This window comes from Curtobacterium sp. HSID17257 (genome assembly GCF_003989515.1).
Taxonomy (GTDB): Bacteria; Actinomycetota; Actinomycetes; order Actinomycetales; family Microbacteriaceae; genus Curtobacterium.
In genome coordinates, this window is sequence record NZ_RBLU01000030.1 from 1 (window position 1) to 20316 (window position 20316).

Genomic DNA, 20316 nt, shown 5'->3' on the forward strand with positions numbered 1-20316 from the left:
TAGGAACCAGCGGGGGCCGTCGACACCGACGAAGCGTGCGCCGGTTCACGCGTCGTGCGCGACACCGGCGCGCGGCCTGGATCACCGCGGGTGCCGTGGTGGTCGTGTTCGGTGCGTCCATCCTGGTCGCCGTCACCTCGCCGCTCATGGCCCTGCGGACGATCGAGGTCCGCGGGACGGAGCGGGTGGACGCCACCGCGCTGCGCCAGGCGCTCTCCGACCAGATGGGCACCCCCCTCGCGCGCATCGACTTCGGCGAGGTCAAGCGCGACATCGCGGCGTTCCCGCTCATCGAGAGCTACGTGACCGAGGAGGTCCCGCCGCACACCCTCGTGGTGACCGTCACCGAACGGACGCCCGTCGTGGCCGTGCAGACGGGGGAGTCGTACGACCTGGTGGACCCGGCCGGCATCGTGGTGCAGTCCTCGCCGGACCGTCCGGAGGGCGTGCCGATCGCCGACGTGCAGCGGGCCGAGCTCGGCTCGCCGGTGTTCCGGACCATGACCGAGGTGGTGCTCTCGCTGCCCTCGACGGTCCGCCGCCAGGTCACCGACGTGCGGGCGAGCACCGCGGACGACGTCACGCTCACCCTGGACGACGGGTCGAGCGTGGTGTGGGGGAGCCCGGACGACTCCGACGCGAAGGCATCGCTGCTCGCGGCCCTCGTCGCGGACCACGCCTCGCGTGCCCCCGACACCAAGGTCGAGTTCGACGTGTCGGCGCCGGACAACGGCATCGTCCGGCCGGCGCAGTGACGACCGTCTGCTCCGGGGACCGCGGCGGGCTCCGACACGGCGGGAATCTCGGCGACACGATCGGCGACACGCGGCGTGGCGGGGCGACAGCCTGCGGAGCACACCCGTAGCGTCGAGCAAGCACCACATCTACCAGCATTGCCCCTGAACTTCAAGTAGAGGTTGAGGGTTCAACCGGAGGCCCGACTGACGTGACCACGAACCACAACTACCTCGCCGTCATCAAGGTCGTCGGCGTCGGCGGCGGCGGCGTGAACGCCGTGAACCGCATGATCGAGCTCGGCCTCCGCGGCGTCGAGTTCATCGCGATCAACACCGACGCCCAGGCACTGCTGCTCAGCGACGCCGACGTCAAGCTCGACGTCGGCCGCGAGATCACCCGCGGCCTCGGCGCCGGCGCGGACCCCGAGGTCGGCCGTCGTGCCGCCGAGGACCACGCCGAGGAGATCGAGGAGGCCCTCGCGGGTGCCGACATGGTCTTCGTCACCGCCGGTGAGGGCGGTGGCACCGGGACGGGTGGTGCACCCGTGGTCGCCCGCATCGCGAAGTCGATCGGCGCACTCACCATCGGTGTCGTCACGAAGCCGTTCAGCTTCGAGGGCAAGCGTCGCCAGTCGCAGGCCGAGAACGGCGTCGCGTCCCTGAAGGACGAGGTCGACACGCTCATCGTCGTGCCGAACGACCGCCTGCTCGAGATCAGCGACCGCGGCATCTCGATGGTCGAGGCCTTCGCGACCGCCGACCAGGTGCTCCTCGCCGGCGTCCAGGGCATCACCGACCTGATCACGACCCCGGGTCTGATCAACCTCGACTTCGCCGACGTCAAGAGCGTCATGCAGGGTGCCGGTTCGGCCCTCATGGGCATCGGTTCCTCGCGCGGGGCGGACCGTGCCATCAAGGCCGCCGAGCTCGCCGTCGCCTCGCCGCTGCTCGAGGCCTCGATCGACGGCGCACACGGTGTGCTCCTGTCGATCCAGGGCGGTTCGAACCTCGGCATCTTCGAGATCAACGACGCCGCCCGCCTGGTGCAGGAGGCCGTCCACCCCGAGGCGAACATCATCTTCGGTGCCGTCATCGACGACACCCTCGGTGACGAGGTCCGCGTGACCGTCATCGCCGCGGGCTTCGACGGAGGCGAGCCGGGTGCGCAGCAGAAGGAGCGTCGCTCGAGCTGGGTCGACCCGGAGCCCGGCACGTCCGCCTCGTCGGCCTCGGCCGGCACCGGTGCGATCGAGGACACCGCGACGAGCGCGCCGTCCTGGTCGACGCAGGAGCACGAGGCACCCGTGCGTCGCGCCGCCGACCCGGCGTTCGACGACGACGACGAGCTCGACGTCCCCGACTTCCTGAAGTAACCCGTCCCGTGGCAGGTGATCCGCGCCTCCCGTCCGTCGACCGTGACGGACCGGAGGCGCGTCTCGCGTCCGTCCGCGCGTCGATCGCGGACGCGGCCCGGTCGGCCGGTCGCTCGGTGGACGAGATCACGCTCGTCGTCGTGACGAAGTACCACCCGGCGTCGCTGGTCCGCGAACTCGCCGCGCTCGGTGTGACCGACGTGGGGGAGAACCGGCACCAGGAGGCGCAGGCCAAGGCGGCCGAGCTGGCCGACCTCGACCTGACGTGGCACTTCGTCGGGCAGCTGCAGTCGAAGAAGGCGCGGCAGGTGCGCCGCTACGCCGACGTCGTGCAGTCGCTCGACCGTGACTCCGTCGTCGACGCGTTCGCCCCGACCGAGAGCGAGCCGGAGCCCCGGGTGATCGACGGCTTCGTGCAGGTCAACCTGACCGACGACCCCGGCCGCGGGGGCGTGCAGCCCGACGCCGTCGAAGCGATGGTCGAACGGGTCCTGCGCACCGGGACCGTCCGCCTGCGCGGGGTCATGGCGGTCGCGCCCCTCGACGAGGAGCCCCGGCGCGCCTTCGCACGGTTGCGCGGGATCTCGGCGCGCGTGGCAGCGATCGCACCCGGGGCGACGGACATCTCGGCCGGCATGAGCGGCGACCACGCCGAGGCGATCGCCGAGGGCGCGACACACCTGCGGATCGGGACCGCAATCACGGGAAACCGGCCGGCCGCACCCTAGCCTCGTTGCAGGGCATCACGAGCACCGACCTCCGGAGGAACCATGGCGAACCCGCTCAAGAAGACGATGGTGTACCTCGGCCTCGCGGACGAGGAACTGTACGAGGACGAGCAGCAGCAGTCGGCGGCGCCGACGCGTCAGGCCGCTGCCCCCGCCACCGCTCCGGCAGCGGCACCGGCCGCACAGGCCCCGGCTGCCGCCGCTCCCGCCGCCGCTGCGCCGGCAGCAGCTCCGGCCGCCGCGCCTGCCGAGCCCAAGACGCACACCCACCAGCGCGGCGCCCAGGTCACCCCGCTCCGCCGCTCGCACACGACCGCACAGAAGGCGACCCCGGTCCAGGAAATGAACGAGATCCTCACCGTCCACCCGCGCGAGTACAAGGACGCCCAGTCCATCGCCGAGAGCTTCCGCGACGGCATCCCCGTCATCATCAACCTCTCGCAGATGACCGAGTCGGACGCCCGCCGCATGATCGACTTCGCGTCGGGGCTGTCGCTCGGCCTGTTCGGCAAGATCGAGCGCGTGACGAACAAGGTGTTCCTGCTCTCCCCGGCCCACGTCGCGGTGAGCGGTGAGCCCGCTGAGGTAGAGTCCGACATCGAGGCGTCCTTCTTCGCCCAGTCCTGAGCCGGAGCCCGGTTCACCCCGCCCCGTGCGGTCGCCGTGACGGCGGCTGCACCCGAGCCGAGCGAGCCCCATCGTGTCACTGGTCTTCGGGATCCTCTCCTTCGCCCTCCTGCTCTACTTCTTCGTGATGTGGGGTCGGTTCGCGTTCGACATCGTCCAGGCGTACAACCGCACCTGGCGTCCGCGCGGCGCCCTGCTCGTGGTCGCCGACGTGGTCTACACCCTGACCGACCCGCCGATCCGCTTCGTCCGACGCCTGCTGCCGCCGCTCCGCCTGGGGCCGGTCGCACTCGACTTCGGGTGGACGATCGTCATGCTCGTCGTGATCATCCTCCGGGTGATCGTCGGCGGCCTCGCACGCGGGTTCTGAGCACTTCCCCGACCGTGACACGCGCCACGCCGCGGTCAAGGTCACGGTTCCGATCCGACCCCGGTGTACGGTGGTCGGGATCGATGTCCGCTCCGGCGGACATCCGCACCGCTCGTGGCGGCTGGTAGATTCGGTCGCGACGCAAGTGGTTCCACACGTTCAGCAGTTCTATTGAGGTGACGGCAATGGCTTTGACGCCGGAAGACGTAGTCAACAAGCGGTTCCAGCCGACGAAGTTCCGCGAGGGCTACGACCAGGACGAGGTCGACGACTTCCTGGACGAGGTCGTCGTCGAGCTCCGCCGCCTGACGGCCGAGAACGACGAGCTCCGCCAGCGCCTGCAGGCCGCCGAGTCGGCGCCGAAGCCGGCCGCTGCCGAGCAGTCCGTCGAGCAGCAGCCCGAGCCGACCCCCGAGCCCGAGCCGGCCCCCGTCGCCGTCGCTCCGGAGCCCGCGCCGGTCGCCGCCGCTGCCCCGGCCCGCTCGACGGTCCCCGCCGACGAGGACACCGAGGGCACCACGAACCTCCTCACGCTCGCACGTCGTCTGCACGAGGAGCATGTCCGCGAGGGCATCGAGAAGCGCGACGCGCTCATCGCCGAGGGCACCGCGCAGGCCGCCCGCCTGGTCTCCGAGGCCGAGGCGAAGCAGCGCCAGATCATCGCCGACACCGAGAACACGAACCGCCAGCGCGTGGCCGTGCTCGAGCAGGAGCAGCGCCAGCTCGAGGGCAAGATCGACGAGCTCCGCACCTTCGAGCGCGACTACCGTGCGCAGCTCAAGAGCTACATCCAGGGTCAGCTCTCGGAGCTCGACGGGTCCGGCTCGCAGGAGTCCGGCCTCACCCCCGCGCCGGCCTCGGCGCAGGGCTTCGGCAACTGACGTTGGTCAGACCAGCACCGACGGCGAAGGTCAGTGTCCGCGCGATCGCGGCACTGGCCTTCGCCGCTGTCGTCGTGGTGGCGCTCGACCAGGGCGTGAAGGCGCTCGTCGTCGCGAACCTGCCGTACGGCCAGGCCGTGCCCGTCCTCGGTGACGCGCTGCAGTTGCTGTACGTCCGGAACCCCGGCGCGGCGTTCTCGTTCGCGGTGAACATGACGTGGGTGTTCTCGATCGTGTCGACGGCGGTCGTCGTCGCCATCATCGTCTACGCCCGTCGCATCCGGTCGATGTGGTGGGCGATCGTGCTCGGCATGCTGCTCGGCGGCGCGCTCGGCAACCTGCTCGACCGGCTCTTCCGTGAGCCCGGCTTCGGTCGTGGCCACGTGGTCGACTTCATCTCGACGCCCTGGATGATGCCCGCGATCTACAACATCGCCGACTCGTTCATCTGCGTGAGCATGGTCGTCTTCGTGCTGCTCGTCATACTCGGGGTGAACCTCGACGGCACCCGTTCACCGTCCGCGAAGCAGCAGCGCGCGGCCGACGCCGCGAGCCGCCGTTCCGTGGCCGACGGATCGGACGCGGCGGACGTGACCGCCCGCTCGTCGGTCGCCGACGGGGCGGAGCCGTCCCGCGCCTCCCGTCCGGGCGTCGCGGAGCCCGACCCGCGTGCGCCGCGCGACGGCCGCGACGTCCTCGGGCACGACGCGACGTGAGCGAACAGCGCTCCCTGCCCGTGCCGGACGGCCTCGCCGGTGAGCGGGTCGACGCGGCCATCGCGAAGCTCCTCGGGTTCTCACGCTCCTTCGCGGCCGAGGTCGTCGCCGCCGGCGGCGTCCGCGTGGACGGTGTCGAGGTCGGCAAGTCCGACCGCCTGCACGCCGACTCCTGGCTCGAGGTCGAGTGGTCCCCGAAGGAACCCCCGCGCATCGTGCCCGTCGAGGTCCCCGGCATGCGGATCGTGCACGACGACGAGGACATCGTCGTCGTCGACAAGCCGATCGGCGTCGCCGCACACCCGTCGCCCGGGTGGGACGGGCCGACCGTGCCCGGTGGCCTCGCCGCCGCCGGCTTCACCATCGCCACCTCCGGCGCCGCCGAGCGCGCCGGGATCGTGCACCGGCTCGACGTCGGCACCTCGGGCCTGATGGTGGTCGCGAAGACCGAGCTCGCGTACACGCACCTGAAGCGGGCGTTCAAGGAGCGCACGGTCGAGAAGGTCTACCACGCGCTCGCGCAGGGGCACCCGGACCCGACCTCGGGGACCATCGACGCCCCCATCGGCCGACACCCGTCGAGCGACTGGAAGTTCGCGGTCACGGCAGACGGCAAGCCGAGCGTGACGCACTACGAGACGCTCGAGGCCTTCCGGTCGGCGAGCCTGCTCGAGGTGCACCTGGAGACCGGGCGGACGCACCAGATCCGCGTGCACATGGCCGCGACGAAGCACCCGCTCGTCGGTGACACGATGTACGGCGCGGACCCGGTGCTCGCGTCCGAGCTCGGGTTGACGCGGCAGTGGCTCGACGCGGTGCGGCTCGGGTTCGAGCACCCGCGCACGGGTTCGTGGGTGGAGTTCGAGGCGTCCTACCCCGACGACCTGCAGCAGGCGCTCGACCGCATCCGCGCCGCGTCCGCGTAGGCGGGCGGGCGGCGGCTGCTGCTGAGGCGGGCGGCAGGCTTCCGCGTCGAGCGGGCCCGATCTGTGACGCTCGGTGCCTTCGCCCGACGATCCGCGCCCGCTCGGCGTCCACCGCGCGGCGTGTCCTGCCCGCTCGTGCGAGGTCGAGCCAGTCCGCGTCCGGACGGGAGGCGCAGGGCGGCCCCGCCACGCGCCTCCCGTCCGCCGTCGGGTGGCGTCTCCCGCCGGGTCTCGAGCGGGCCGTACCCGTCACGCTCGGCGTCTCCAGCCGACGCGTCGCGCCCGCCCGGCGGACAGCGCGCGGCGTGTCCTGCCCGCTCGCCGTGCGGCACCGCCCGACGCCGGTCGGCAGCCACGCCGGACACGCGGAGGACGTCGGTGCTCCCGGTTAGGCTTGTCCCGCCCCGCAGCAGTCCCCGTCGAAACCGGAGGTCCCGTGTCGGATTCCGACTCCTTCGTCCACCTGCACGTGCACAGCGAGTACTCGATGCTCGACGGTGCCGCCCGGTTGAGCGACCTGGTCGCCGAGACCGCCGCGCAGGGCATGCCGGCCGTCGCGGTCACCGACCACGGCAACATGTTCGGCGCGTTCGAGTTCTGGAAGGCCGCGAAGGCCGGTGGCGTCAAGCCCATCATCGGGACCGAGGCGTACATCACGCCGCGCACCCACCGGTCGGACAAGACCCGCGTGCGCTGGGGCGACGGTGGCGGTGACGACGTGTCCGGCTCCGGTGCGTACACCCACATGACGATGTTCGCCGAGAACACGACGGGCATGCACAACCTGTTCCGGCTGTCGAGCCGCGCGTCGATCGAGGGCTACTACTTCAAGCCCCGCATGGACATCGAGCTGCTCGACCAGTACCACGAGGGGATCATCGCGACGACGGGGTGCCCGTCCGGCGAGATCCAGACGCGCCTGCGCCTGGGCCAGTACGACGAGGCGCTCAAGGCAGCGGCGGACTACCGCGACATCTTCGGCAAGGACAACTACTTCGCCGAGATCATGGACCACGGGCTCGAGATCGAGCGGCGGGTGATCGAGGACGTCGTCCGCATCTCGAAGGACCTCGGCATCCCGCTGGTCGGCACGAACGACCTCCACTACACGCACTCGCACGACGCGAAGTCGCACGCCGCACTGCTCTGCGTGCAGTCCGGCTCGACGTTGAACGACCCGAACCGCTTCAAGTTCGACGCCGACGAGTTCTACCTGAAGACGCCGCAGCAGATGCGTCACGTCTTCCGCGACCACCCCGAGGCCTGCGACAACACGCTGCTCATCGCCGAGCGGTGCAACGTCGAGTTCGACACGGCCGCGAACTACATGCCGAAGTTCCCGGTGCCCGAGGGGGAGACCGAGCACTCCTGGTTCGAGAAGGAGGTGGCGAAGGGGCTGCAGTACCGCTACCCGGACGGCATCTCGAAGGAGGTCCAGGACCGCGCCGACTACGAGGTCGGGATCATCAACCAGATGGGCTTCCCGGGCTACTTCCTGGTGGTCGCCGACTTCATCAACTGGTCGAAGAACAACGGCATCCGCGTCGGCCCGGGCCGTGGTTCGGGCGCCGGCTCGATGGTGGCGTACGCGATGCGCATCACCGACCTCGACCCGATCCGGCACGGGCTGATCTTCGAACGCTTCCTCAACCCGGACCGCGTCTCGATGCCCGACTTCGACGTCGACTTCGACGACCGGCGCCGTGGTGAGGCGATCAAGTACGTCACCGAGAAGTACGGGTCCGAGCGCGTCGCGCAGATCGTCACGTACGGCACGATCAAGGCCAAGCAGGCGCTCAAGGACTCCTCGCGCGTCCTCGGCTTCCCGTTCGGCATGGGCGAGAAGCTCACGAAGGCGATGCCGCCGCCCGTCATGGGCAAGGACATCCCGCTCACCGGGATCTTCGACAAGGACCACCCGCGGTACAAGGAAGCGGTCGACGTCCGCACGGTCGTCGAGACCGACCCCGAGGCGAAGACGGTGTTCGACACCGCGCTCGGACTCGAGGGGCTGAAGCGCCAGTGGGGCGTCCACGCAGCCGGCGTGATCATGTCGAGCGAGCCGCTCATCGACATCATCCCGGTGATGAAGCGTGAGCAGGACGGCCAGATCGTCACGCAGTTCGACTACCCAGCAGCGGAGTCGCTGGGCCTGATCAAGATGGACTTCCTGGGCCTCCGGAACCTGACGATCATCAGTGACGCGCTCGACAACATCAAGTCGAACCGCGGGATCGAGCTCGACCTCGAGACCATGGGCCTCGAGGACGAAGCGGCCTACCAGCTGCTGCAGCGCGGTGACACCCTCGGTGTGTTCCAGCTCGACGGTGGGCCGATGCGCGGTCTGCTCCGGCTGATGAAGCCCGACAACTTCGAGGACATCTCGGCGCTCATCGCCCTGTACCGTCCGGGCCCCATGGGCGCGAACTCGCACACGAACTACGCGCTCCGCAAGAACGGCGAGCAGCCGATCACGCCGATCCACCCGGAGCTCGAGGAGCCCCTGCAGGACATCATCGGCACGACCTACGGCCTGATCATCTACCAGGAGCAGGTCATGGCCATCGCGCAGAAGGTCGCCGGGTTCTCGCTCGGCCAGGCGGACATCCTCCGCCGCGCGATGGGCAAGAAGAAGAAGTCCGAGCTGGACAAGCAGTACGCGGGCTTCGAGAAGGGCATGCAGGACAACGGCTACTCGGCCGCGGCGATCAAGACGCTGTGGGACATCCTGCTGCCGTTCTCCGACTACGCGTTCAACAAGGCGCACTCCGCCGCGTACGGCGTGGTGTCGTTCTGGACGGCCTACCTGAAGGCGCACTACCCGGCCGAGTACATGGCGGCCCTGCTGACCAGCGTCGGCGACGCCCGCGACAAGCTCGCGCTGTACCTGAACGAGTGCCGTCGCATGGGCATCCGGGTGATGCCGCCGGACGTCAACGAGTCGATCGGCTTCTTCGCGGCCGTCGGCGACGACATCCGCTTCGGCATGGGCGCGATCCGCAACGTCGGCTTCAACGTCGTCGACGACATCGTGAAGGCCCGGACGGAGAAGGGCGCGTTCGAGTCGTTCCACGACTTCCTGCGGAAGATCCCGATCTCGTCGGCGAACAAGCGGACGGTCGAGTCGCTCATCAAGGCCGGTGCCTTCGACGAGTTTGGTGACACCCGTCGTGCTCTCGTCGAGATCCACGAGGGCGCGGTCGAGGGCGCGGTGAAGGTCAAGCGGGACGAGGCCAACGGCAACGTCGGCTTCGACTTCGACTCGCTGTTCGCCGAGGTCGCCGAGGAGTCGCCCGCGGCGGCAGCGGTGTCGCAGGTGCCGGACCGACCCGAGTGGTCGAAGCGCGACAAGCTCGCGTTCGAGCGGGATATGCTCGGGCTGTACGTGTCGGACCACCCGCTCGCCGGCCTCGAGATCGAGCTGGCGAAGCACCAGTCGATCACGATCGCCGACCTGATCGCCGCCGACGACGGGATCGAGGGCGAGACGGTCACGGTCGCCGGACTGCTCACCAGCGTCCAGCACCGTGTCGCGAAGTCGAGCGGCAACCCGTACGGCATCGTCCAGATCGAGGACTTCGGTGGCGAGATCGGCGTCATGTTCCTCGGCAAGACGTACCAGGAGTTCGGCCCGTCCCTGGTCGCCGACTCGATCGTGGTGCTGCGCGGCCGGGTGAACGTCCGCGACGACGGCAAGGCCCTGCACGCCGTGAGCATGTTCCAGCCGAACGTCGGTGACGCGATGGGTTCCGGGCCGCTGACGCTGTCGCTGCCCGAGCGCCAGGCGACGACGACGACGGTGACCGAGCTCGCCGCCGTGCTCGGTCGGCACCAGGGGGAGACCGAGGTGCGGCTCCGGCTCCTCAAGGACGACGTCGCGCGGACCTTCGAGCTGCCGTTCCCGGTGAACCTGACGCCCGACCTGTTCGGCGAGCTGAAGAGCCTCCTCGGGCCGCGCTGCCTGGTCTAGGCGTCCGACGTGACCGTCCCCGGAGCACCGCAGCCGTCGGCTGCGGTGCTCCGGGCGTTCGGTGCGGGGGAGCGGTCACCGGTGCTCCTGGCGGGCGGACAGGGCACGACGTGGCGCGCGGACAGGATCGTCCTGCGTCCGCACGGTGACGTCCGGGAGGCACGGTGGCGGTCCACCACGCTGGCCCGCCTCGCGCACACGGACGGGTTCCGCACGCCGCGGCCGGTCCCGAGCGCCGACGGTGGCTGGCTCGCGGGCGGCTGGGAGGCCTGGGCGTGGCTGCCCGGTGCGACGGACCCGACCCGGGTCGAGGACGTCCTCGCCGCGGGCGCGGCCTTCCACCGCGCGGTCGCGCACCTGCCCCGCCCGAGGTTCCTCGACCTGGTCGACGACCCGTGGAGCCGGGCGGACCGGCTCGTCTGGGGGAGCGGGCCCCTGCCCACGGAGCCGTTGCTCGACCGGCTCGCCGCGGGCTTCCGCACCGTCCGCGCGCCGTCGCAGCTGGTGCACCGCGACCTGCTCGGCAACGTGCTCTTCGCGCCGGGCGAGCCGTCGGCGGTGTTCGACTGGGCGCCCGCGTGGCGGCCGGTGGGGTACGCCGCGGCCATCGCCGCCGTCGACGCGGTGTGCTGGCACGGGCTGCCGGTCGACCGTCTGCCGGACCTCGGCCGGCTGGCCGCGGTGTCGGAGTGGCCGCAGCTGCTCGTCCGGGCGCTCGCGTTCCGCGTGCTCGTCCTGCAGCTGCTCGGTGCGTGGGACGACGACCAGGCCGCGGTCCACCGACCCCTGACGGACGCCCTGCTGTCGGGCGCCGCCGGTACGCTTGACGCCTGATGATGCAGCGAATCGACCTCCGTGGCGGCCTCCCCGCCCGTGCCGACCTCCTCCGCCTGATGCCGCGTGCCGTCGGTGACGTCTCCCACGCCGTCGATGCCGCGCGCGACCTCGTGGACGCGGTCCGGCAGCACGGGGCGGCGGCGCTCCGCGAGCAGGCGGAGCGCTTCGACGGGGGAGCGCCCGAGCACGTCCGGGTCCCCGCCGCCGAGATCGCCGCGGCCGTCGCCGGTCTGACCCCCGAGCTGCGCGAGGCCCTCGACGAGGCCATCCGCCGTGTCCGTGCGGCGAGTGCCGCGCAGGTCCCCGCCGGATCGGTCACGTGCCTGGCCGACGGGGCCGAGGTCCACCAGCGCTGGCAGCCGATGCGACGCGTCGGGCTCTACGTCCCGGGCGGCAAGGCCGTCTACCCGTCGAGCGTCGTCATGAACGTGGTCCCCGCGCAGGTCGCGGGCGTCGGGTCGATCGCCCTCGTCTCCCCGCCGCAGCGTGACCACGGCGGACGGGTGCACCCGACGATCCTCGCCGCGGCCGGACTCCTCGGCATCGACGAGGTCTACGCGATGGGCGGAGCCGGCGCGGTCGGTGCGCTGGCGTACGGCGTCAGCGAGATCGGCCTCGAGCCGGTCGACCTGGTCACCGGGCCGGGGAACAACTTCGTCGCCGCGGCCAAGCGCCTGGTACGCGGGGTGGTCGGCATCGACTCCGAGGCCGGCGCGACCGAGATCCTCGTCATCGCGGACGAGTCCGCCGACGCCGGCTACGTCGCCGCCGACCTGGTCAGCCAGGCCGAGCACGACGAGCAGGCGGGCAGTGTCCTGGTGACCACCTCGCCCGCGTTCGCCGACGCGGTCGAGGCGGCGATCCCGGAACGGGTGGCGGCGCTGGGGACGGCTGCGCGCCTCCAGACCGCGCTCGACGGACCGCAGTCCGCGATCGTGCTGGTGGACTCGCTGGCCGACGCGGCGACCGTGAGCAACGCGTACGGGCCGGAGCACCTGGAGATCCAGACCGCCGACGACGACGCCGTGCTGGCCGACATCGACGCGGCCGGTGCCGTGTTCGTCGGGCCGAGCACGCCGGTGAGCCTCGGTGACTACCTCGCCGGGTCGAACCACGTGCTGCCGACCGGCGGTCAGGCGCGGTTCGGGTCGGGTCTGTCGGCTTCGACCTTCCTCCGCCCGCAGCAGGTCATCCGGTACACGCCCGCAGCCCTGGCCGAGGTCGCGCCGCACATCGTGGCGCTCGCCACCGAGGAGCAGCTGCCCGGGCACGGTGCCGCCGTGACGGAGCGCATCGCTCGGTCCTGAGCCCGGCCGGTCGGGTCGGGTCGTGCCGGGGCGTGGCCGGGTCTGCCCTCGGATGCGTCCTGGGTGCGGCCGGTCGTCCAGAGGGTCGTCACCGCGCCCTGTGGGCGCCGTCGAGCCGATAGCCTGGGACACGACATGTTCTGCCCCTTCTGCCGCCACCCGGACTCCCGCGTCGTCGACTCCCGCACGAGCGACGACGGCACCTCGATCCGTCGCCGCCGCCAGTGCCCGAACTGCGGGCGCCGGTTCTCGACGACCGAGACCGCCTCGCTCAACGTCGTGAAGCGGAACGGCGTCACCGAGCCGTTCAGCCGCGACAAGATCGTCTCCGGCGTGCGCAAGGCGTGCCAGGGACGCCCGGTGACGGACGGCGACCTGGCCGTGCTCGCGCAGCGCGTCGAGGAGACCGTGCGCTCGTCGGGGTCGAGCCAGATCGACGCGAACGACATCGGCCTCGCGATCCTGCCGCCGCTCCGGGAGCTCGACGAGGTCGCCTTCCTGCGGTTCGCGAGCGTGTACCAGGCGTTCGACACGCTCGAGGACTTCGAGGATGCGATCGCACAGCTGCGCCGCGACCACCACGCGGCTCGTGCTGCTGCGTCCGGCGTCGAGTCGGGCAGCGGCGCGTGAGCGGGGTCGCGGAGCGCGTCGTCCGCAACGGCTACGCGGTCGTCTTCCGGTCCGTGTTCGCGAACATGGACCCGGAGCGGGCGCACCACATCGCCTTCGCCGTGATCCGTGCCCTGCCGAGGGTGCCGTTCCTCGGCGGGACGATCGAGCGGTACGCCCGGCCCGCGGCCGCCGACGGCATCACGACGATGGGGATCCACTTCCCGTCGCGGTTCGGGCTCGCGGCCGGGTTCGACAAGGACGCCAAGGGCATCGCCGGGCTCGGGCTGCTCGGGTTCGGGCACGTCGAGGTCGGCACGATCACCGCGCAGGCGCAGCCGGGCAACGAGAAGCCCCGGCTGTTCCGGCTCATCCGCGACAAGGCGCTCGTCAACCGGATGGGCTTCAACAATCACGGAGCTGCCCGGGCCGCTCGTCGGCTCGAGCGAGCACGGCGTCACCCCGGCCGACCGGTCATCGGCGTCAACATCGGCAAGAGCCGGGTCGTCGCGGTCGAGGACGCGGTCGACGACTACCTCGAGTCGACGCGCCTGCTCGCGCCGTTCGCCGACTACCTGGCGGTCAACGTCAGCTCCCCGAACACGCCGGGGCTCCGCGGCCTGCAGGAGGCCGACCAGCTCCGGCCGCTGCTGACGGCGGTCCGCGACGCAGCCGGGCGGACCCCGGTGCTGGTGAAGATCGCGCCGGACCTGACCGACGAGCAGATCGACGCGATCGCCGGACTCGCGGTGGACCTCGGACTCGCCGGGATCATCGCGAACAACACGACGATCGCCCGCACGGGGCTGACCACCCCGGACGCCGACGTCGAGGCGATGGGGGCCGGTGGGCTCTCCGGCGCCCCGATCGCCGCCCGGTCGCTCGAGGTGCTGCGCCGGGTCCGGGCCGCGGTGCCGCAGGACTTCTGCGTCATCGCCGTCGGCGGGGTCACGAGCGAGCAGGACGTGCAGGACCGCATCGACGCGGGAGCCACGCTCGTGCAGGGCTACACGGCGTTCCTCTACGAGGGGCCGACCTGGGCGATGCGCATCAACCGGCTGCGTCGTCGGCGGCTGCGGCGCGCAGCGCGGTAGCCCGGTAGCGCGCGATCCCGGTCCGCGCGACACCCGCCCGAGCCGCTCCGGTCTCTGCCGCTCCGGTCTGTGCCGTTCCGGTCTGTGCCGCTCTCGGTCTGCGCCGTTCCGGTCGCACGACGTGCCGCGTGCTGTCGTCGTCGTCGCACGACGTGCCGCTCAGCTCCGCTCCCCACGGCATGTCGTGCCACCTGGACCAGCGCGACGACCGACGGAGTCCTGGTGCGGGGAGCGGCGACCACGTCGCGACTGAGGGTGAGGCGCACGAGGCGTGCCGCGCCTCCCGGCCGACGAGGACCGACGATGGCCGACGAGAATCGGCGCGGACCCTCGCGCGGCGTCGTGTCCAGCGCGTCGCGCGACCGAGCGGGCGGAACACGCCGTCGGTGTCCAACGAGCGGGCGAGATGTGTCGGCCCAGCGTGCCGAGAGTGACGGAAACGGCCCGCTCGACGGAACCGCGCCTCGGTCCAGCCCGGCTCGACCGACCCCGCCCTCGGGAACGACGAAGCGCCGCCCGGCTCGGCCGGACGGCGCTTCGTGCGGTGGTGCCTACAGCGAGGGGTACTGGCCGCGGCGCACCTGCGGCTTCGGCAGGCGCAGGAAGCGCAGCTGCCACGCCCGCGTGAGGATGTAGAGGAAGGTCCCGCGCTGCATCTCGCCGAACTTCGCGGTGATCTTCTTGCGCAGCGACAGCCACAGCACGATGCAGTCGAGCACGAACAGCGCGACGAACGCCCAGACCAGCAGCAGGGAGTACGACGCCAGGACCGTCTGCGCCGCGGCGAACCCGACGATCAGGAACAGCACGAGCACGGGCATCATGACCTCGCCCACGTTCCAGCGCGCGTCGATCCAGTCGCGGACGAACTTCCGCTGCTCGCCCTTGTCCTTCGCCGGGAGGTAGCGTTCCTCGCCGTTGGCCATGCCGACCCGGGCCTTCTCGCGCTCGGTGTTCAGGCGCGCGCGAGCGGCCTTCTTGTCCTGCGGGCTGTTGCCGACGAGCGGGCGACGGTTGGCGGCCTCGCGCTCACGACGCGACGGCGTCGGACGACCCTTGCCGGCTTCGAGGAGTTCCTCGTCCGACGGGTCGACGGTCGTGTTGGTCTTGGGGGCTGCCTTCGCCACGGTGTGTTCCTGACTGCGGTTGCGTGCTGGATCTCCTCTAGATTACGGGACATGACCGACACCGACCAGCACAGCCCCGCGACCGACCCCGCGCTCCTCGACGCCCTCCGCGAACACGTGCAGGGAGGGCTGCCGACCACGATCGCTGACCTCTCCTCGCTGGTCCGGCTGCCGTCGGTGTCGTGGTCGGCGTTCGACCCGGCGCACGTGCAGGCCAGTGCTGAGACCGTCGCGGACCTGGCCCGGTCGACGGGCGTCTTCGCCGCCGACGCCGTGCGCATCGTCCGGTCCGCCGTCGAGGGCGAGACCGCGGGCGCGCAGGAGGCCGGCCGCGAGCTCGGGCAGCCCGCCGTGCTGGCGGTGCGTCCCGCCCGGAACGGGAAGCCGACCGTCATGCTCTACGCGCACCACGACGTGCAGCCCCAGGGCGACGACGCGCTGTGGGAGACCCCGCCGTTCGAACCGACCCTGCGCGGCGACCGCCTCTACGGCCGCGGTGCGTCGGACGACAAGGCCGGCGTGATGACGCACATCGCCTCGCTCCGGGCGCTGCACGCGCAGTTCGGCGACGACCTGGACCTCGGTGTCGTCCTCTTCGTCGAGGGCGAGGAGGAGTTCGGCTCCCGGTCGTTCCGCACCTTCCTGCGCGAGCAGAAGGAGCACCTCGCGGCCGACGTGATCGTCGTGGCCGACAGCGACAACTGGTCGGTCGACGTGCCCTCGATCACGGTCTCGCTCCGCGGCAACGTCACGTTCCGTGCGACGCTGACGACGCTCGAGCACGCGAGCCACAGCGGCATGTTCGGCGGTGCGGCCCCCGACGCGATGATCCCGATGGTGCGCCTGCTCGCCTCGCTGCACGACGACGACGGCTCGGTCGCCGTCGAGGGGCTCACCGCGTACGACGCCGACGTCCCCGAGCGCTCCGAGGCCGAACTCGCGACGGACGCCGCGCTCCTTGAGGGCGTGCGACCGGTCGGCACGGGCCCGGTGCTCTCCCGCATGTGGTTCCAGCCGTCCATCACGGTGACGGGCATGGACGTCCCGAGCGTCGCGAACGCGTCGAACACGCTGCTGCCGAACGTCGCCGCCCGCGTCTCCGTCCGCGTGGCCCCCGGCCAGTCCGCCACCGACGCGTACGCCGCCGTCGAGCGCCACCTCCGCGCCCACGTGCCGTTCGGCGCGAAGCTCGACATCACCGAGGTCGACACCGGCGACGGGTTCCTGGTGGACACCGCCGGGTGGGCCGTGCAGGAGGCGCGCACCGCCATGCACGAGGGCTGGGGTGCGCCCGCGGTCGAGCAGGGCATCGGCGGATCGATCCCGTTCGTCTCCGACCTCGCGGCGGAGTTCCCCGAAGCGCAGATCCTGGTGACCGGCGTCGAGGACCCGGACACCCGCGCGCACAGCCCGAACGAGTCGCAGCACCTCGGCGTGCTGCACCGCGCGATCGTCTCCGAGGCGATCCTGCTGGCGCGGCTGGCGACGCGCGCCTGACCGGGCAGCCCGCACCGGCACGGGAGCGGGGGAGTGCCGGACGGGAGGCCCGTGGCGACGCAGCCACGGGCCTCCCGTCCGTCGTCGGGTCCCGCCCTGTGGACGCCGCGCCCGTCCTGTCGGCTCCCGTGCTTACAATCGACCCAGGCGCGGTGACCGACACCGCCCGGAGGGAGACGCGCGGATGAGCGACACCATCATCGACAACGCACCGGCGACGGACGCACGCTCGCACGGCGTCGCGCTCAGCGACGCGGCGGCGGCGAAGGTGGCGAGCCTCCTGGAGCAGGAGGGCCGCGACGACCTGCGCCTGCGCCTCGCGGTCCAGCCCGGTGGCTGCTCCGGCCTGATCTACCAGCTCTACTTCGACGAGCGGCTGCTCGACGGCGACGCCACGGCCGAGTTCGGCAGCGGGGTCGAGGTCGTCGTCGACAAGATGAGCGTCCCGTACCTCGACGGCGCGACGATCGACTTCGAGGACACCATCCAGAAGCAGGGCTTCACCATCGACAACCCCAACGCGCAGGGCAGCTGCGCGTGCGGCGACAGCTTCCACTGACGCCGCCGGCGGGCGGTTGTCCGCCGACCGAACCGACACGCGAGCGGGGGGCGACCGATCTGGTCGCTCCCCGTTCGTCGTCCCCGGCCGCGCCGAGCCGCACGACCGGGGGAAAGCTGCGCGAGGCGGTCGTCGATCCCGCGCCGGACCGCGCCCAGTGTGCGCGAGACGTCACCGGCTGCGAGTAAGCTAGGAGTGTTCCAACCAAGCTGGGAACCAGCAATGAGCGGCCTCAGTGCACACGCAAGCGTGCACGTCCCGTCCGCTCGGCCGGTCTCCAGCAACGTCTTCCGAGAGGTAACAGTGCGTTCGAATCGCCGTATACGTTGGGCGGCCGTCCCGGTGGCCGTCGGTCTGGTCATCGCACTGGCTGGCTGCACGCAGCAGCAGATGAACGGATGGCTCCCCGGGACCGAGGAGACGAAGGACGTCACGAACCACACGAGCCGTGTCGTCGGCCTGTGGACCACCAGCTGGATCGTCCTGCTCGCGGTCGGTCTCATCGTGTGGGGCCTGATCATCTGGGCGGCGATCGTCTACCGTCGCCGCAAGGGCCAGACGGGCCTGCCGGTGCAGATGCGGTACAACATGCCGCTCGAGATCTTCTACACGATCGTGCCGCTCATCCTCGTGCTCGGATTCTTCGCCTTCACCGCGAAGGACCAGTCGGCGATCGAGAAGCCCTTCGACGACCCGGACGCCACGATCCACGTGTACGGCAAGCGCTGGGCCTGGGACTTCAACTACATCGACAAGGACAACCCGAAGGACAGCGTCTACTACCAGGGCATCCAGGCCCAGGAAGAGGAGAACGGCGACGGCGCGATCGACGAGTCGCAGCTCCCGACGCTCTACCTGCCGGTCGGCAAGAAGGTCGAGATCGAGCTCTCCTCGCGCGACGTCGACCACTCCTTCTGGGTCATCGACTTCCTGTACAAGAAGGACATGCTCCCGGGCAAGACCAACTACGAGTACTTCATCCCGCAGAAGGAAGGCACCTACCAGGGCAAGTGTGCCGAGCTCTGCGGTGAGTACCACTCCCTGATGCTCTTCCAGGTGAAGGTCGTCTCGGACTCCGAGTACCAGCAGTACCTCGACACGCTGCGCGAGCAGGGCAAGGTCGGTCTCCTCGGCAACGAGTACGACACCAACACGAACGAACCGAACAACCAGGCGCCGGTCGAGGCGTCGAGCGAGAACAAGTAGGGGTCCGTCAGATGACAACGTCACTCGTCGGCCAGCCGACAGCGCCGACGACGCCGGACTTCCAGGCGTCCAAGGTCGGTCGGAAGGGCAACATCATCGTCCGGTGGATCACCTCCACCGACCACAAGACCATCGGGTACATGTACCTGATCGCGTCGTTCGTCTTCTTCCTGCTCGCGGGCGTCATGGCGCTCGTGATCCGTGCGCAGCTCTTCGAGCCCGGCCTGCACGTGGTCGAGACGAAGGAGCAGTACAACCAGCTCTTCACCATGCACGGCACGATCATGCTGCTGATGTTCGCGACGCCGCTCTTCTCGGGCTTCGCGAACGCGATCATGCCGCTGCAGATCGGTGCGCCGGACGTGGCCTTCCCGCGTCTGAACGGGTTCGCCTTCTGGCTGTACCTGTTCGGCTCGCTCATCGCCGTCGGTGGCTTCCTCACCCCGCAGGGCGCCGCGTCCTTCGGTTGGTTCGCCTACGCGCCACTGAGCGACACGACGTTCACACCGGGTCTCGGTGGAACGCTCTGGGTGTTCGGCCTCGGCATGACCGGCTTCTCGACGATCCTCGGCGCGGTGAACTTCATCACGACGATCATCACGATGCGTGCGCCGGGCATGACGATGTTCCGCATGTCGATCTTCACGTGGAACACCCTCGTGACGTCGCTGCTCGTGCTGATGGCCTTCCCGGTCCTCGCCGCCGCGCTCTTCGGCCTCGGCCTCGACCGCGTGTTCGACGCGCAGATCTACAACCCCGCCAACGGCGGTGCCCTGCTCTGGCAGCACCTGTTCTGGTTCTTCGGCCACCCCGAGGTGTACATCATCGCGCTGCCGTTCTTCGGCATCGTCTCCGAGGTCTTCCCGGTCTTCAGTCGCAAGCCGATCTTCGGGTACAAGACCCTCGTCTACGCGACCATCTCCATCGCGGCCCTGTCGGTCACGGTGTGGGCGCACCACATGTACGTGACCGGTGGCGTCCTGCTCCCGTGGTTCTCGCTCATGACGATGCTCATCGCGGTCCCGACCGGTGTGAAGATCTTCAACTGGGTCGGCACGATGTGGCGCGGTTCGGTCACGTTCGAGACCCCGCTGCTCTGGGCCGTCGGCTTCCTCATCACGTTCACGTTCGGTGGTCTCACCGGTGTGATCCTGGCGTCGCCGCCGCTCGACTTCCACGTGTCCGACTCGTACTTCGTCGTCGCGCACTTCCACTACGTGGTCTTCGGCACCGTCGTGTTCGCGATGTTCTCCGGCTTCTACTTCTGGTGGCCGAAGTGGACGGGCCGCATGCTCAACGAGCGTCTCGGCAAGATCCACTTCTGGCTGCTGTTCATCGGCTTCCACACGACGTTCCTCATCCAGCACTGGCTGGGCGTCATCGGCATGCCGCGTCGTTACGCGACCTACCTGCCGAACGACGGGTTCACCTGGATGAACCAGCTGTCGACGATCGGCTCGATGATCCTCGCGATCTCGTTCCTGCCGTTCATCTTCAACGTCTACGTGACCGCCCGGAACGCACCGAAGGTCGCCGTGAACGACCCGTGGGGCTACGGCCGCTCGCTCGAGTGGGCGACCAGCTGCCCGCCGCCGCGCCACAACTTCACCTCCATCCCGCGGATCCGTTCCGAGTCCCCGGCGTTCGACCTGAACCACCCCGAGGCCGGTGTGCCGATCGGTGTGGGTCCGGCGAAGGACGCCCCGGATGCCCCGACCTACGACGCCGCGAAGGGCGAGGTGAAGTAAGGCG

At 70.5% G+C, this 20316-nt stretch carries 18 protein-coding genes; 17 read left to right on the forward strand and 1 reads right to left on the reverse strand.

The window, feature by feature from the left end:
- Positions 1-35: 35 nt before the first annotated feature.
- From D8M35_RS06930 to D8M35_RS06990, 13 genes are all read left to right on the forward strand, one after another.
- Positions 36-755, forward strand: coding sequence for an FtsQ-type POTRA domain-containing protein (locus D8M35_RS06930; protein ID WP_126891185.1), 720 nt, complete (start codon positions 36-38; stop codon positions 753-755).
- Between the two features lie 191 nt (positions 756-946).
- Positions 947-2110, forward strand: coding sequence for a cell division protein FtsZ (gene ftsZ, locus D8M35_RS06935; RefSeq protein WP_126891186.1), 1164 nt, complete (start codon positions 947-949; stop codon positions 2108-2110).
- An 8-nt stretch (positions 2111-2118) separates the two neighbouring features.
- The gene (locus D8M35_RS06940; RefSeq protein WP_126891187.1) at positions 2119-2838 is read left to right on the forward strand and encodes a YggS family pyridoxal phosphate-dependent enzyme; all 720 of its coding nucleotides are present in this window, start codon (positions 2119-2121) and stop codon (positions 2836-2838) included.
- Between the two features lie 42 nt (positions 2839-2880).
- Entirely contained in the window at positions 2881-3465 is a 585-nt protein-coding gene (locus D8M35_RS06945; protein WP_126891188.1) for a cell division protein SepF, read from the forward strand.
- 73 nt (positions 3466-3538) lie between these two features.
- Positions 3539-3835 carry a YggT family protein gene (locus D8M35_RS06950; RefSeq protein WP_126891189.1) on the forward strand — a complete coding sequence of 99 codons (297 nt, stop codon included), beginning with the start codon at positions 3539-3541 and terminating at the stop codon, positions 3833-3835.
- A gap of 185 nt (positions 3836-4020) precedes the next feature.
- On the forward strand, positions 4021-4716 hold the full coding sequence (locus D8M35_RS06955; protein ID WP_174234708.1) for a DivIVA domain-containing protein: 696 nt from the start codon (positions 4021-4023) through the stop codon (positions 4714-4716).
- A gap of 2 nt (positions 4717-4718) precedes the next feature.
- Positions 4719-5432, forward strand: coding sequence for a signal peptidase II (gene lspA, locus D8M35_RS06960; protein WP_238638130.1), 714 nt, complete (start codon positions 4719-4721; stop codon positions 5430-5432).
- Positions 5429-6358 (forward strand): RluA family pseudouridine synthase, encoded by a 930-nt coding sequence (locus D8M35_RS06965; protein WP_126891190.1) that lies wholly within the window; start codon positions 5429-5431, stop codon positions 6356-6358. Before lspA ends, D8M35_RS06965 begins: the two co-directional genes overlap by 4 nt.
- Before the next feature lie 436 nt (positions 6359-6794).
- Positions 6795-10328: a DNA polymerase III subunit alpha gene (gene dnaE, locus D8M35_RS06970; RefSeq protein ID WP_126891191.1), complete on the forward strand. Its 3534-nt coding sequence runs from the start codon at positions 6795-6797 to the stop codon at positions 10326-10328.
- 9 nt (positions 10329-10337) lie between these two features.
- Positions 10338-11162 (forward strand): hypothetical protein, encoded by an 825-nt coding sequence (locus tag D8M35_RS06975; protein ID WP_126891192.1) that lies wholly within the window; start codon positions 10338-10340, stop codon positions 11160-11162.
- Entirely contained in the window at positions 11162-12472 is a 1311-nt protein-coding gene (hisD, locus tag D8M35_RS06980) for a histidinol dehydrogenase (protein ID WP_126891193.1), read from the forward strand. The genes D8M35_RS06975 and hisD overlap by 1 nt, the downstream gene beginning before the upstream one ends.
- Positions 12473-12607: 135 nt before the next feature.
- A complete protein-coding gene (gene nrdR / locus D8M35_RS06985; protein WP_126891194.1) occupies positions 12608-13102 on the forward strand; it encodes a transcriptional regulator NrdR in 495 nt (164 codons plus the stop codon).
- Positions 13099-14175, forward strand: a complete 1077-nt coding sequence (locus tag D8M35_RS06990; protein ID WP_126891195.1) for a quinone-dependent dihydroorotate dehydrogenase — start codon at positions 13099-13101, stop codon at positions 14173-14175. The genes nrdR and D8M35_RS06990 overlap by 4 nt, the downstream gene beginning before the upstream one ends.
- Before the next feature lie 551 nt (positions 14176-14726).
- Here D8M35_RS06990 and D8M35_RS06995 read toward each other — a convergent pair.
- Entirely contained in the window at positions 14727-15302 is a 576-nt protein-coding gene (locus D8M35_RS06995; RefSeq protein WP_126891196.1) for a DUF3043 domain-containing protein, read from the reverse strand.
- Between the two features lie 51 nt (positions 15303-15353).
- Between D8M35_RS06995 and D8M35_RS07000 the strand changes: the two genes are divergently transcribed.
- The 4 genes from D8M35_RS07000 to ctaD all read left to right on the forward strand — a co-directional run bounded on the left by D8M35_RS07000 (position 15354) and on the right by ctaD (position 20312).
- Positions 15354-16799, forward strand: coding sequence for a dipeptidase (locus D8M35_RS07000; protein WP_126891197.1), 1446 nt, complete (start codon positions 15354-15356; stop codon positions 16797-16799).
- Positions 16800-16983: 184 nt separating this feature from the next.
- The gene (locus D8M35_RS07005; protein ID WP_058729751.1) at positions 16984-17358 is read left to right on the forward strand and encodes an iron-sulfur cluster assembly accessory protein; all 375 of its coding nucleotides are present in this window, start codon (positions 16984-16986) and stop codon (positions 17356-17358) included.
- A 303-nt stretch (positions 17359-17661) separates the two neighbouring features.
- The gene (gene coxB / locus D8M35_RS07010) at positions 17662-18564 is read left to right on the forward strand and encodes a cytochrome c oxidase subunit II (RefSeq protein WP_126891198.1); all 903 of its coding nucleotides are present in this window, start codon (positions 17662-17664) and stop codon (positions 18562-18564) included.
- A gap of 11 nt (positions 18565-18575) precedes the next feature.
- Positions 18576-20312 carry a cytochrome c oxidase subunit I gene (ctaD, locus tag D8M35_RS07015; RefSeq protein WP_066653797.1) on the forward strand — a complete coding sequence of 579 codons (1737 nt, stop codon included), beginning with the start codon at positions 18576-18578 and terminating at the stop codon, positions 20310-20312.
- The last annotated feature ends 4 nt before the right edge of the window (positions 20313-20316 follow it).

What these genes read in the sequence shown, in the direction of transcription:
- hisD (WP_126891193.1), top strand. Translation starts at nt 11,162, where the DNA reads ATGATGCAGCGAATCGACCTCCGTGGCGGCCTCCCCGCCCGTGCCGAC.
- nrdR (WP_126891194.1), top strand. Translation starts at nt 12,608, where the DNA reads ATGTTCTGCCCCTTCTGCCGCCACCCGGACTCCCGCGTCGTCGACTCC.
- D8M35_RS06955 (WP_174234708.1), top strand. Translation starts at nt 4,021, where the DNA reads ATGGCTTTGACGCCGGAAGACGTAGTCAACAAGCGGTTCCAGCCGACG.
- D8M35_RS07000 (WP_126891197.1), top strand. Translation starts at nt 15,354, where the DNA reads ATGACCGACACCGACCAGCACAGCCCCGCGACCGACCCCGCGCTCCTC.
- ctaD (WP_066653797.1), top strand. Translation starts at nt 18,576, where the DNA reads ATGACAACGTCACTCGTCGGCCAGCCGACAGCGCCGACGACGCCGGAC.
- D8M35_RS06945 (WP_126891188.1), top strand. Translation starts at nt 2,881, where the DNA reads ATGGCGAACCCGCTCAAGAAGACGATGGTGTACCTCGGCCTCGCGGAC.
- D8M35_RS07005 (WP_058729751.1), top strand. Translation starts at nt 16,984, where the DNA reads ATGAGCGACACCATCATCGACAACGCACCGGCGACGGACGCACGCTCG.